The sequence below is a fragment of the Paenibacillus sp. YAF4_2 genome (genome assembly GCF_052113225.1).
Taxonomy (GTDB): Bacteria; Bacillota; Bacilli; order Paenibacillales; family Paenibacillaceae; genus Pristimantibacillus.
Map to the genome: position 1 here is coordinate 259,394 of NZ_JBFRCT010000003.1, position 14,192 is coordinate 273,585.

The following is a 14,192-nucleotide window of genomic DNA, read 5'->3' on the forward strand; positions in this document are numbered from 1 at the left end:
CGTGCGATAGCACCTGAGCCTGTTCCCTTTTACCCCACCTCTCAGCCGCCCGAAGGGATTCGGCGGCTGGGTGCGGGGGCGCTGCGGGGAGGGGCGCAGGGGTAAGGGGGAGATCTCCCTTGAAGAGCGGAGCGTCCGCCTTTGTCTACACTTTGCAACCATTGAATATTGTTCAAGCAAAGTGTAGACAACAGCGGCTGAAAGGAGATCTCCCCCGTCCCCGAAGCATACCGACCCGCAAAAGCACCAACGCCAGCGCACAAAAAAGCCGCCCCAACCAAAGGGCGGCTCCCACTCATAACCATTTTTTCTTCCTAAACACAACCAGCATACCTGCTCCCAAAGCAAGCATAATACCAAGTAAGATAATCGATCCGCCGTGCACATGCATGCCTGGTATGAAGTCAAAGTTCATTCCGTAGATCCCGGTAATGAAGGTCAGTGGCATGAAGATCGTCGTCATAGCGGTGAACACGCGCATGATTTCGTTCGCCCTGGCCGAGATACTCGACTGATATGCTTCTCGTAAGTTGCCCATGAGCTCTCGATACGTATCGAAGGACTCGGCGATTTTTACGGCGTTCTCATAAATATCGCTGAAGTATTTTTGCAGCTGGTCGTCGATCAGCTTTAAGTCACGCTTGTTAAGCGTAGCGATGAGGTCTTTTTGCGGGCCCAGCACTTTCTTGAGCCACAAGATCTCGCCGCGTAAACCGATGATTTCGTTCAGATGCGATTTTTTTGTATTCATTAATATATCTTCTTCCAGCATTTCGATCCGATTATCGATCCGGTCGCCAACTTGGAAGTAATTATCGACAACAATGTCGACGAGATGATATAGGAAATAGTCAGGCCGATTAACTTCCTGTTCCCACAAGATGGGCTTCAAACTGCGRAGTTCGTTCAGCTTTTGCTTAGTAATTGTAATGATATAATGACGGCCTAGAAAAATGTTAAGTGCACGCAGGAAAATTTCCTCATCATCAAATCGAATACTGTTAATTACAATAAAATATTGGCCTTCATAAATTTCCAGCTTAGGGCGTTGTTCCTCTTCGCTTAAGCAGTCCTCCACGGCAAGATCATGCATGCCGAATAATGGCTGCAAAATGGCGAGATCCTCAATATCGGCATCAATCCAATAGAATCCTTCCCTGGCAGGAACAAGGGTTTCATTAATGTCTTCAATCAGGGTAAATAACCCGTTGTTTACATGACGAATTTTCATCCGAGCTTCTCCTTTCATGTAACGGAGACTGCCGGATGAACATACAAGTGCAATAGAACGGAGTTAAATAGCTAACGCCCGCTTGAGCAACTGTTTATCCGGCAGCAGCCGTATTCGATTGTTGTCAGGCTTAGGTCTGTCGCCTTCCATGTCCTTTAGCACTCCTTTATCCCTTTATTCTTGATGAAATAATGGCTTTTAATCCTTGTCTAGTATACTCCCGCATATCCTTTACATACAAGCGGAAAAATAGGCGGCAGCGGTATACCCATAAGCCTCCTGTAGTATATGCCAACATCGACCTTGACGCGAATGGCGTAATCCATTAAAGTTAAGAATAGAATTGGAATTCGACAACCGAATAGATCTACTTTCTTATCAAGAGCAGGCGGAGGGACTAGCCCGATGAAGCCCGGCAACCGGCGTAAGCACGGTGCTAATTCTTGCGGAAACTTAGGTTTCTGAGAGATGAGGGAGGCGAAGGCTCTTTTTGATGAGCGCACGACCTTTTCTCACGGCAGAAAGGGTCTTTTTTGCGTCTAGAAGGCCGATATCGAAGCAAAGGAGTGATCGCAATGCCGATTAAAGTACCTGATTTTTTACCAGCTAAAGAGATTTTGAACAATGAGAATATTTTCGTTATGGATGAAAGTACAGCTTTCCATCAAGATATCCGTCCACTGCGGATTGCCATACTGAACTTGATGCCGACGAAGGAAACAACGGAAACACAGCTTCTCCGTCTGATCGGGAATACCCCGCTGCAGTTGGAAATTGTGCTGCTGCATCCAAAGACGCATACATCAAAAAATACTTCGCATGAGCATCTTGAATCCTTCTACAAAACGTTTGATGATATTAAGGACCAGTACTATGACGGCCTTGTTATTACAGGCGCTCCGGTGGAACATCTGTCATTCGAAGACGTGAATTATTGGGAAGAACTGAAGGACATTATGGATTGGAGCAGACGTCAAGTGACGTCGACCTTCCATATTTGTTGGGCCTCGCAGGCAGGCTTGTACCATCATTACGGTGTACCGAAGTATGATTTGGATAAGAAGATTTTTGGTGTATTCCCGCACACGACAGAAAAGCAAAACGTGAATCTGCTGCGCGGCTTTGATGAAATGTTCTTCGTTCCACAATCCCGTCATACGGAGGTTCGCCGGGAGGATATTGAGAATATTGGAGATTTGGAGATTTTGTCGGAATCCGAAGACTCTGGCGTATATATTGTAGCTTCAAAAGATGGCAGACAGATCTTTGTCAGCGGGCATTCCGAATACGATCCACTTACGCTGAAATATGAATATGATCGTGATAAAGCAAAAGGGATGGAAGTTGAACTTCCGGTGAACTATTTCCCGGGAGATAATCCGGAAAAACTCCCTTATTCGACATGGCGCTCCCATGCTAATTTGCTGTTCTCGAACTGGTTGAACTATTATGTATACCAACAAACGCCCTATGATTTGGGCGGAGGTATCTAAATATATAATTAGACAAAGACGACGACAAAGGAGACGGACGAATTTTATGAAAATTGAAAGTCATCTTGCGCAAATCGGTTCCCAGAAGGAGCCAGTTACGGGTGCGATCAGCTTCCCGGTTTATCAGGCGACGGCATTCCGTCATCCTCAGCTTGGCCAAAGTACTGGATTTGATTATGCCCGTACCAAAAGCCCGACACGTTCTGTTCTTGAAGAAGCAGCAGCTCAGCTCGAATCCGGTGATGCAGGGTTTGCCTGTAGTTCCGGTATGGCCGCTTTGACAACGATCTTCGCTTTGTTTGGTCAAGGCGATCACCTGATCGTATCCCTCGATTTGTACGGCGGCACATACCGTTTGCTCGAAAAAATCATGTCGAGATACGGCGTTACGGCTTCCTATGTCGATACGAATGATTTAGACGGCATATCTGAGCTGCTTCAGCCGAACACGAAAGCGATCGTGATCGAAACGCCAACGAATCCGTTGATGATGATTACCGACCTGGAGCGGGTATCGGCTTGGGCGAAGTCCAAAGGTCTCCTTACCATCGTTGATAATACTTTACTTACTCCATTCTTCCAACGTCCAATTGAGCTTGGAGCAGATATCGTCGTACACAGCGCAACCAAATATTTGGGCGGCCATAACGACGTGCTTGCAGGTCTAATTGTAACCAAGGGAGCCGAGCTGTCCCAGCAAATGGGCTTCCTGCATAATTCGCTTGGTGCCGTTCTTGGGCCGCAGGATTCCTGGCTGTTAATGCGCGGTATGAAGACACTGGCACTTCGTATGGAACGCCATCAATATAATGCAACAGCGATTGCGAATTACTTAATGGAGCATGAGGCGATTGAGGATGTTTATTATCCTGCACTCCCGCATCATCCTGGACATGAGATTCAAAATAAACAATCATCAGGCAACACGGGTATTTTCTCCTTCCGCTTAAAGGATGCCCGTTATGTAGAGCCGATTCTCCGCCACATTAAGCTGATTGCATTTGCAGAAAGCCTTGGCGGTGTTGAATCGCTTATGACTTATCCTGCTGTACAGACACATGCTGACATTCCGTTAGAAATCCGTCAACAAATTGGTGTAGATGACCGGCTTCTGCGCTTCTCCGTGGGGATTGAGCATGCAGATGATTTGATCGCAGATCTCGAGCAGGCACTCGCTGCGGCAAAAAGTGAAATCCAGGAGGCGTAAGCGAATATGACAGACCGACATAATCTTGAAAAAATCGCCGGCCGCAGCTTTGCGACAAAGCTGCTTCATTTCGGCGCTGAAATTGATGAACAAACGGGTGCCTCAAGTACTCCGATTTTCCAAGCATCCACTTTCCATCAAGCTGATATTATGGATCCGCCGCATCACGATTACAGCCGTTCCGGCAACCCGACTCGTGAAGCGCTGGAGAATTATATCGCTCTGCTTGAGGGTGGTACACGTGGTTTTGCTTTTGCATCGGGCATGGCAGCAATCTCGACAACCTTTATGCTGCTGTCTGCCGGCGATCATGTTATCGTAACGGAAGATGTGTACGGTGGTACTTATCGTTTGTTGACGGCGGTATTAACGCGGTTCAATATTGAGACAACCTTTGTAGATATGACGGATTTCGAGCAGGTACAAGAGGCGCTGAAGCCTAACACGAAAGCAGTCTTCATGGAGACGCCTTCCAATCCTACGCTCAAAATTACCGATATCTCGTTAGTAGCTGGCTGGGCGAAAGAAAAGGGTCTTCTGACGATGCTTGATAACACCTTCATGACCCCTTACCATCAGCGTCCATTCGAGCTTGGTGTCGATATTGTACTGCATAGCGCTACGAAGTTCCTGAGCGGCCATAGCGACGTGCTGGCTGGCCTCGCAGTAACGAATGACGAAGCACTCGGACGCCGCTTGTATCAGCTGCAGAACGGCCTTGGCGCTGTTCTAAGTGCTCATGAGAGCTGGCTCTTAATGCGCGGTATGAAGACCCTGCAAGCTCGTATGGAGCATAGTGAGCGCAGTGCTCGCAAGCTGGCAGAATGGCTGTCGAATCATCCGGAGGTTACGCAAGTGTATTACCCAGGGCTTGAAGACCATCCGGGACGTGAAATTCACGAGAAGCAGTCGAAGGGCTATGGTGCTGTTGTATCCTTCGATGTAGGCAGCGGCGAGCGTGCTGCAAGCTTGCTGAGCCGAGTACAACTGCCGCTTGTAGCGGTAAGTCTTGGAGCGGTAGAAAGTATTTTATCCTACCCTGCGAAGATGTCGCATGCGGCAATGCCGAAGGAAGTGCGTTACCAGCGTGGTATTACGGACGGCCTGGTCCGTTACTCGGTAGGTCTAGAAGATATCGACGATCTGATTGCAGATCTGGATTCCGCTTTAAAAGGATAATGATTCAAATTAAGCGAAAAATGCGGCTGTCGTACATGACAGGCCGTATTTTTTCGCTTTTCCGTAACATACGAAAGATGACGGACAAGAACGAGATATGATAGGATGAATTGATAGCTATTAAGAACGGAAAAAGATAAGGAGGTCTTACGATATGTCTACGTTGGACCAGATTTTGGATAAAGCACGTCTTGGAGAACGTATTTCGTTTGACGAATGTGTAACGCTGCTTGAATCCGATGAGATTGAAAAAATGGGCGAGGTTGCGAATCAGCTTATGCTGAAACGCCATCCTGAACCGATCACGACCTTTGTCGTAGGCCGGAACGTCAACTATACAAATATTTGTGATGTGTACTGCCGGTTCTGTGCGTTCTACCGCGCGCCGGGTTCGAACGAGGGCTATGTCCTCTCGAATGAAACGATACTTAATAAAATCCAGGAAACGGTTGATGTAGGCGGTACTGAGATTCTGATGCAGGGTGGAACTAACCCGAATCTGCCATTCTCGTACTATACGGATCTGCTTCGTGAGATTAAGCAGCATTTCCCGGACATTACCATGCATTCCTTCTCGCCAGCTGAGATTCAGAAAATGAAAGATGTTTCCGAAGGTTTATCGCTGGATGAGGTTATCCGCCAGCTGCATGAAGCTGGTCTAGACTCGCTGCCTGGCGGCGGTGCTGAAATTTTGGATGACCGTACCCGCCGTAAAATCAGCCGTCTGAAGGGCTCTTGGACAGACTGGATGGATGTTATGAAATCCGCTCATCGTCATGGCATGAACACAACGGCCACTATGGTATACGGGTTTGGTGAAACAGCTGAGGAACGTGCGCTTCACTTGCTCCGCATCCGAGATGCGCAGGATGAGTGTATTGCTAACGGCTATGATTCGAAAGGCTTCCTCGCTTTCATCTGCTGGCCATTCCAGCCGGATAACACCAACATGAAACGTGTTGAGAAGTCGAAACCGGAAGAGTATCTGAAGATGGTTGCAGTCAGCCGTATTATGCTCGATAATATCGATAATTTCCAATCGTCCTGGGTGACGATGGGTCCTGACATTGGTAAGCAATCACTCTCGTATGGCTGCAATGATTTCGGCAGTACGATGATTGAAGAGAATGTTGTATCCGCCGCAGGCACGACTCATAAAGTGAACATTGAATCTATTCTTCAGCTCATTCGCGAATCGGGAAAAATCCCGGCACAACGTGATACGAAATACAATACAATTAAAATGTACGATGATCATGAGCATGCTGCGAAAGACTTCATCATGCAGAACTAATTCATTTATTAACAAGGCATTCGACCCCTGGTTAACAGGGCTCGGATGCTTTTTTTTATGCCGGCTGGTCTGTGAAGCTACTAAATAGGCAGTTCCTCACATATTCTTTTTTGATCAAGCATACATAAAGGAGGCTGTGAAAGGATGAATCAGCAGAAATTAATTGCAGCAATTAAGCACATGGAAGAGCGGCTTCACTGTCAGGATATCAATGTGAGGGAAGAAATAACGGGGCCAATACTTGATGCGATATACAATCAGAATACGATTCTGAGAAAAGAAATAGCTAACGGATTGAAGTTTGACTTCTATTACAGAACTAAAATTGCTCGTGATTTTTTGCTTTCCATACCGGTTTGTCCCGACCATGTGTGGGAACCGCAGACAACCAAATTGCTGTCTATTTTCACAAGGCAGGCTAAGGAAGTGTTAATTGGCGGAGCTTATTTCGGTGATCAGGCCTTAATTGTGGCGAGCGAGATTGCGGGGCAAGGTGGAACGGTCCATGCTTTTGAACCAAACAAAGATCAATATCAAATGTTGAGGCACAACGCTGCATTAAACGAAATTGATAATGTTAAGGCATGGCGCCTGGGCCTATGGAACAATGAAATAGGAAAACTGAAGCTGGTCGGAGACGATTCTTTTGCTCATGCAGAGCTGGTGACGGATATGAAGGAGCAGGAGGAAGCCTCTGTTTTCGGGACGATTTCGATAGATACTTATGTAAAAGAGCAGGGAATCAATCATTTTGATCTCATTCTGCTCGATATTGAAGGCTTGGAGTATACCGTTCTTCAGGGCGCCAGCAGCCAACTCGATTTGCCGGCTGAAAAAGCTCCTAACATCATCTTCGAAGTTCACCGCAGCTATGTCGATTGGAGCAATGGTCTTGATCAAAGCGATATCGTTCAATATTTACAATCCTTTGGTTACCACATCTTCGCCTTGCGCGACTACAATTCCAATGTCGACATGTCCGGCAAACCTGTCGAGATTATCCCTCTGGGCAGAGTCTACTTAGAAGGCCCGCCACACGGGTTCAATATGATCGCAGTCAAAAACCTTTCTATCCTAGACCACCCTGAGATCAAGCTCTGCTACGATGTCAGCCCCAAGCTCTTGACCCACAAAAACAGTTATCTCCACCAGCCAACGGAATAACCTCCTCTCGTACGAGAGGGTGAGGCCGGAGAGTTGAAATGGTTTGAGCTATTTGCTGCTGCCCGAATAAATAGGGCTGCTCCTAACTGCTCCCCCACAAGAGTGGGGAGTGATGTTTTGGCGCAGCAAGCTGGTGAGGAGCGGAGCGAGAATAACGTACTGGAGAAGCGGAGCGTTCGCCTTTGTTCTCCGGATTTCAACCGCTGAGCGGCTTGAATAAAAGAAATCCGGGAACAACAGCGATCGGAAGGTCGTTATTCTCGCGCAGCGGTCTCCACCAGTAAACTAATGCAAGCCATCTCCAATCACTCCCACCACTCCTTTCGTATATACCCAACCCCCCAGCCATATACTGATAAGGGGAATGAAAGGGGTGAGCTCATGGAGCTGTTTACCGTAACGCTGCCTTCGAACATGGAGCAATCGGCTGCCCAATTAGCGGCGTTGATGGCGGAGTACACAACAACTGATCTACATATCGCACACATCGAAGGAGAAGCCATACAATACACGCTGCTATCAGAAAAGGAGATTAGCTGCCAAGCGATCCTGCCTTATTTTCATCTGGCTGACCATAGCCAATCGGTGTACCAAGCTGCTTCCAAGGCACTAGCCGAATTCATCGTAACCGATATGGAGCCGCATATCCTGGCAGCCATCATTCGGAGAAAATACAGGAATAACCACGCTATTGACGCACCTGTTATTGAAAAATATTGCCACGAGCTGCTTCACGGTACAGAATGGGATGGCCTTGGGACGAGATTTCTTGATGCTGACAGGCAGCGCCGCAAAACGAAGGTAGCCGATGAGATTGACCGATACCTGCAGGAGAATTCGGCTTTGAACTTGACCGGATTAACTTCATTTAGGCTGCAGCCTTATCGAACGGAATTAGCTGAAATTGTAGATTATGCTTTGGATGAATACGTGCTTGATAAGCAATACCAGGAGTTTATTTCGCTGCTCAAATATTTTGTAGGCCTGCAGGAGTCGAAGGTGCCTATCGTTCACCTTGTACACAAGGGCAGCCATGATTTTGTCCTGTTCAATGAAAAGTTTCAGCCTTTTGAACCGAAGCCCCACTCGGACAAGTTAGTTGCTGAAATGCTGGAGACCGAAATGAATATTGAAGATATGGTGATCAGCTCGCTCATTGCCGTATCTCCAAAGCATATTATGATTCATACCAGACAGGATGATATGCAGGTTATAAGGACAATCGAGACGATTTTTGATAACCGGGTATCCGTCTGTACACAATGTCCAGCCTGTAGTCCCGTCTTTGAAGGTAATGGATCCGTCCAGCCTGACAGCCGCATCTATTGACGATTAGGGGTCAAGCGGTTATAATAATGCTCATAACTATGCAAACAGCAATGACAAAGACATGTATTGGCTTCAAATGTTGGTCCAGAGAGAGGAAACTCGGCTGTAATTTCCTTCAAGACATTAGCGAATATACCCCTTTGTAGCTGTGCAGTTGAACGTGGTCGATTATCGCGTACCATTACTAAGCTGCACCGGATGTCTCCGTTATCAGATCAATACAAGGATTGCTTATGTTGTAGATTCATCAAGCAGCGATCGAAGTAGGGTGGAACCACGAGTATACAAGCACTCGTCCCTTTGCGGGATGGGTGCTTTTTTGCGTTCATCCCGCGTGCTATGCCAACTTTTTCAGGAGGAAATTCAATGTCTATTAAAGTTACTTTTCCAGACGGCGCCATTAGGGAGTACGAAGCTGGAACAACAATTGAAGAAGTAGCAGGCTCGATTAGCCCGGGACTTCGCAAGAATGCTATCGCTGGTAAAATCAATGGTAAAGTGGTTGATGTGTACGCACCAATTGAGTCTGATTCCGCAATTGAGATCGTTACGATCGAATCTGCTGACGGCCTTGAGGTCTATCGCCACAGTACAGCTCACTTGATGGCGCAAGCGATCAAACGTTTATATGGCAACGCTAATGTGAAGCTGGGCATCGGTCCGGTTATCGAGGACGGCTTCTATTACGATATCGATATGGATCAATCGCTTACTCCAGAAGATCTGATTAAGATCGAGAAGGAAATGCAGCGTATCATTAACGAGAACCTCAACATTCGCCGCCGCGAAGTCAGCCGTGAAGAGGCTCTTGCAATCTTTACAGAGCTGGATGATAACCTGAAGCTTGAACTGATTCGTGATCTGCCTGAGGATTCGGTCATTACCATGTACGACCAAGGCGAGTTCTTCGATCTTTGCCGTGGACCACATTTGCCATCCACTAGCCGTATTAAAGCCTTCAAGCTTCTTAGCGTAGCTGGCGCTTACTGGCGCGGCGATTCGAAGAACAAGATGCTTCAGCGTATTTACGGAACTGCCTTTGCGAAGAAAGCGGAGCTGGATGAGCATCTGCACTTCTTGGAAGAAGCAAAGAAACGCGACCACCGAAAGCTCGGCAAAGAGTTGAAGATGTTCACGTTCTCCCGCGAAGTTGGCCAAGGCTTGCCGCTATGGCTGCCAAACGGCGCTAAGGTTCGCCGTACGCTCGAGCGTTACATCGTTGACCTTGAAGAGCGTCTTGGTTACGAGCATGTCTACACACCGGTTCTGGCTAACGTTGAGCTGTACAAAATCTCCGGTCACTGGGAGCACTACAGCGAGGACATGTTCCCGCCTATGGCACTTGATAACGAGGAACTCGTTCTTCGTCCAATGAACTGCCCGCATCATATGATGGTATATAAGAGCGATATGAGAAGCTACCGCGATTTGCCGGTTCGTATTGCAGAGATGGGCACCATGCACCGTTATGAAATGTCCGGTGCATTGACTGGTCTGCACCGCGTACGTGCGATGACACTGAATGATGCCCATATCTTCTGCCGCCCGGATCAAATCAAGGAAGAGTTCGCACGCGTAGTGAATCTGATCCGCAAGGTCTACGAGGACTTCGGCATTAAAGAATACCGCTTCCGCTTGTCTTACCGGGATCCGCAAGATACAGAGAAGTACTTCCAAAATGACGAAATGTGGGAAATGTCCCAGCGTATGCTTCGTGAAGTAGTAGAAGAGCTTGGCCTGCCGTTCTTTGAAGCAGAAGGTGAAGCGGCATTCTACGGTCCGAAACTTGACGTTCAGATCAAGACAGCGCTTGGTAAGGAAGAGACACTGTCGACTGCACAGCTCGACTTCCTGCTGCCCGACCGCTTTGAACTGGAGTACATCGGTGAAGATGGGAAGAAGCATCGTCCAGTCGTTATCCACCGCGGTATCATTAGTACAATGGAACGGATGACTGCCTTCTTGATCGAGAACTTCGCAGGCGCATTGCCGCTATGGCTGTCCCCGGTGCAGGCTAAAGTTATTCCGGTATCCACTGCGTACGAAGCATATGCACGTGAAGTGGAAGAAAAGCTGAGGGAAGCTGGTATTCGCGTTGAGAGCGATCTGCGCAACGAGAAGCTGGGTTACAAGATTCGTGAAGCACAGCTTGAGAAGGCGCCATATATGCTTGTTGTTGGCGAGAATGAAGCACAGGCAGGTGCTGTGTCGGTACGTAAGCGCGGCGAAGGCGATATCGGTGCTAAGCCGGTAGCTGAACTGATTGAGCTGCTTACTCAAGAGATCGCAACTAAGGCAATCTAATTGTTATGAATAAAGCTTGGACCGTTTGGGAATTATTCTTCTGAGGAGGAAGCTGCCCAAATGGTCACAAGCTTTTTTACTTGCAAAAAAACAATTTCATGCCTAGCTATAGCGGCAATGCTGACAAGTGTGGCACCAAGCCTCGCAGCTGCGCCAGCAGACAAAAAAGACCCCGTAGCGGTGGAAGCCATCGCCGAGCAGACTCTGTCGACTGTACAGGTCGTGGCAACCGGTTATACGGCAGGCTATGAGTCAACCGGCAAACGTCCGGGACACCCGCAATACGGGATTACTTATTCAGGGGTAAAAGTCAGACGGGGGCAAGTATCGACGATCGCTGCCGATACGAAGCTATTCCCGATCGGAACGCTGCTCTACATTCCTGGTTACGGCTACGGTGTAGTGGCGGATACCGGGTCGGCCATTAAAGGCCGTCGGCTCGACTTATATTTTGAGACGATAAAGGATGTATATAAGCAGTGGGGTAAGCGTACCGTAGCCGTTCAGGTGCTTCGCAAAGGCAACGGCAAGCTGTCCCAGGCATGGCTCAACCAGATTAATCGTGCGGTAGAAGCGGGAAAACCGATCCCGCAAACGTATCTGGAATCGTAATTCGGTTCTGAATAATAAGCCTTTGCTATGCCATACTAAGGGATGGACGGGGAGGTGAATACTACAATGGCTAAGAACAAGAACAACAAAGCACAAGGGCAAAACAACAAGCAAAACGCAGAATTCGCTGAAGAGTTTAATCAAAATGCTGCAACTGGCAAAGCGTCGAACCAAGCTACTCAAAATACTCAGAAGTAATTACTAAACCAATCAACAGGAGGAGCCTTATGGTTCCTCCTTTTTGTTAAATTTACTGATGTCACATAATTTTGAGTTTTCAAGAGCGGATCTTTATTGTATTATTAGTTATGTAAGAAATAATAACGCAATGAAGACAGGTGAGCTATCATGACTGATCCAATTATTCATATGAATCATTCTGCGTCCCATCATCGCAAAGCTGCGGAGGTACTGCCCTTCATCGATGCTTATGTGACGAAGAAAGAGCAGGAAATCGCGGAAATCGAGCAAATGGTTGAACGATATGAGAAGCGCCGTCTGAAGGAAGAGCGGGCTTATCAGTCCATGTCCACATTGCGGCGGATTTTGTCCGGCCGTAAGCCGGATCATCATTTGGCTGTTGAATACATTCATTTTGTGAAAAAACCAATGGAGCAAGTACGTGCACTCCGCCAAGAAATCGAGCATGCTCGTTCGATCAAGGTATCGTCACCGACTGACATTGTATCTGTTTCCGGGGATTTGGCTAATGAACTATATAAATAATTCTACTTATAAATAAAGGGGCCGTCTCAAAAGGGGTTCGTTCGCTTGAGAAATGGGTTCGCATATAAATTTTATAAAATAGCAGTGTGAGGGCTATCCCTGCACTGCTATTTTTGTTTTTATATCTCTTGCGGCTTTCTTAAGCGTTTGCTTTTGTGAAGGGATAATGGTGATCGGAAGAACATATGCGCAGGCTGCTGTTTAGCCCAGATAAAAAGGGGTGTCCCATCGTCATTTTCATGACTTATGGGACGCCCCTTTATGTTTAGCTTCTTGTAATGCGATCAACATCGATAAAGTCGCTTTCCTGACTGTAGGCTGGAACACCGTGAATCCCTACATCAAGACCAATAAGCTCTTCATCTTTGGATACGCGTACCGGCACGATGCGGCGGATAAGCAGCAGCACTCCCCAGGTAACGACGAACCCCCAGATGGCTATAACAACAAGGCCAAGCGCCTGTGCGCCAAGGAGCTTCCAGCCGCCGCCGTACAGAAGGCCGTAATAGCCTTGGCCCGAGCCTTCTGTCAGCTCAGGAATTGCACAAAGGCCAACAGCCAGTGTCCCGATACTGCCGCTGATTCCATGTACGGCAAAAGCTCCAACCGGATCGTCTATTTGTTTGCGCTCCATGAGCTCAGTGACAAGCACCATAGCAATGCCGCAAATGGCCCCAATCCAAATCGCTGCTCCATCTGATACATAAGCACAGCCGGCAGTGATCCCTACAAGACCTGCTAATGAGCCGTTAATGACCATTGGAGGATCAGCTTTCCGATAACGGAACATGGTAAACAGAATACAAGTAGCACCGCCCGCAGCAGCGGACAACATGGTTGTAACCGCGATGTGGCCGATTGCAACATTGGTCGCGCTTAGCGTACTGCCTGCATTAAAGCCAAACCAGCCGAACCAAAGAATGAATGCTCCAACTGAGGCAAGAGGAAGATTGGAAGGTGATACAATGTTCACTTTACCGTCTGGCGAAAATTTACCGATCCGAGGACCGATGAATAAGGTAGCTGCAAGTGCAGCAAAGCCGCCAAGAGCATGGATAACTGCTGAACCGGCAAAGTCAATCATCCCTAGCTTGTTTAACCAGCCGTCGATTGCCCATACCCAATGGCCGGCGAGCGGATAGATAATGCCCGTCATCGCAATGGTCAACAGAATGTAAGCCCGGAAATGAATTCTTTCTGCGACGGCACCGGAGACGATAGAGATTACCGCGATAACGAAGGCGCATTGGAAAAACCAGTAGGTTTCATGGGAAATATTGAGATTGATGTGAGATAAATCTCCATTAAGCATAAATCCCGTTGATCCAAACAAACCACCAATGTCTTTTCCATGCATGATAGCGAATCCGACGAAATAAAAAACAAGTGCGCCAAAAACAATGTCGACGAAGACTTTCATAATAATGCTGACAGCATTCTTCTGCCGGACAAATCCGGCTTCGAGCAAGGCAAAACCGCCTTCCATCAGCAAAATCATTGCTGCTGTCAAGACAACCCAGACGGTGTCCAGCCCTCTCGACAGTTCTGCTACATCCATTGATTCAACTCCTGTTGTTCATAGTATGAAGTGATGTAAGGTTTCTCTGTCTCTATGAATCCGCTCACCATTATAAATAGCCGAAGTGAGTAATG

General features: G+C 47.6%; 12 protein-coding genes, 1 riboswitch and 1 other annotated feature. Of the genes, 10 read left to right on the forward strand and 2 right to left on the reverse strand.

Features of this window, described 5'->3' with window-relative positions:
• Positions 1-295 precede the first annotated feature (295 nt).
• Entirely contained in the window at positions 296-1,231 is a 936-nt protein-coding gene (corA, locus tag AB4Y93_RS08765; protein WP_167280448.1) for a magnesium/cobalt transporter CorA, read from the reverse strand.
• A 372-nt stretch (positions 1,232-1,603) separates the two neighbouring features.
• Positions 1,604-1,706, forward strand: a riboswitch (SAM riboswitch).
• Between the two features lie 100 nt (positions 1,707-1,806).
• On the opposite strand from corA, the gene metA reads away from it, so the two are divergent.
• The 10 genes from metA (at position 1,807) to AB4Y93_RS08815 (ending at position 12,539) form a co-directional block, all read left to right on the forward strand.
• Complete coding sequence (gene metA / locus AB4Y93_RS08770; RefSeq protein WP_441890964.1) at positions 1,807-2,724, forward strand: homoserine O-acetyltransferase MetA; 918 nt, start codon at positions 1,807-1,809, stop codon at positions 2,722-2,724.
• A gap of 46 nt (positions 2,725-2,770) precedes the next feature.
• Positions 2,771-3,931, forward strand: a complete 1,161-nt coding sequence (locus tag AB4Y93_RS08775) for an aminotransferase class I/II-fold pyridoxal phosphate-dependent enzyme (protein ID WP_441890966.1) — start codon at positions 2,771-2,773, stop codon at positions 3,929-3,931.
• A 6-nt stretch (positions 3,932-3,937) separates the two neighbouring features.
• Positions 3,938-5,110 (forward strand): aminotransferase class I/II-fold pyridoxal phosphate-dependent enzyme, encoded by a 1,173-nt coding sequence (locus AB4Y93_RS08780; protein ID WP_441890968.1) that lies wholly within the window; start codon positions 3,938-3,940, stop codon positions 5,108-5,110.
• Between the two features lie 154 nt (positions 5,111-5,264).
• Positions 5,265-6,404: a cyclic dehypoxanthinyl futalosine synthase gene (mqnC, locus tag AB4Y93_RS08785; protein WP_167280444.1), complete on the forward strand. Its 1,140-nt coding sequence runs from the start codon at positions 5,265-5,267 to the stop codon at positions 6,402-6,404.
• A 144-nt stretch (positions 6,405-6,548) separates the two neighbouring features.
• Complete coding sequence (locus tag AB4Y93_RS08790) at positions 6,549-7,568, forward strand: FkbM family methyltransferase (RefSeq protein ID WP_441890971.1); 1,020 nt, start codon at positions 6,549-6,551, stop codon at positions 7,566-7,568.
• Positions 7,569-7,949: 381 nt separating this feature from the next.
• Positions 7,950-8,897 (forward strand): putative sporulation protein YtxC, encoded by a 948-nt coding sequence (locus tag AB4Y93_RS08795; protein WP_441890973.1) that lies wholly within the window; start codon positions 7,950-7,952, stop codon positions 8,895-8,897.
• A 41-nt stretch (positions 8,898-8,938) separates the two neighbouring features.
• Positions 8,939-9,200, forward strand: a binding site (T-box leader).
• A gap of 63 nt (positions 9,201-9,263) precedes the next feature.
• Entirely contained in the window at positions 9,264-11,201 is a 1,938-nt protein-coding gene (thrS, locus tag AB4Y93_RS08800) for a threonine--tRNA ligase (protein WP_441890975.1), read from the forward strand.
• A 60-nt stretch (positions 11,202-11,261) separates the two neighbouring features.
• A complete protein-coding gene (locus AB4Y93_RS08805; protein ID WP_441890977.1) occupies positions 11,262-11,813 on the forward strand; it encodes a 3D domain-containing protein in 552 nt (183 codons plus the stop codon).
• 66 nt (positions 11,814-11,879) lie between these two features.
• A complete protein-coding gene (locus tag AB4Y93_RS08810; protein WP_441890979.1) occupies positions 11,880-12,011 on the forward strand; it encodes a hypothetical protein in 132 nt (43 codons plus the stop codon).
• A gap of 150 nt (positions 12,012-12,161) precedes the next feature.
• The gene (locus AB4Y93_RS08815; protein WP_441890981.1) at positions 12,162-12,539 is read left to right on the forward strand and encodes a hypothetical protein; all 378 of its coding nucleotides are present in this window, start codon (positions 12,162-12,164) and stop codon (positions 12,537-12,539) included.
• 265 nt (positions 12,540-12,804) lie between these two features.
• Here the strand turns inward: AB4Y93_RS08815 and AB4Y93_RS08820 are convergent, their stop codons facing one another.
• A complete protein-coding gene (locus AB4Y93_RS08820) occupies positions 12,805-14,097 on the reverse strand; it encodes an ammonium transporter (RefSeq protein ID WP_441890983.1) in 1,293 nt (430 codons plus the stop codon).
• Between the last annotated feature and the right edge of the window lie 95 nt (positions 14,098-14,192).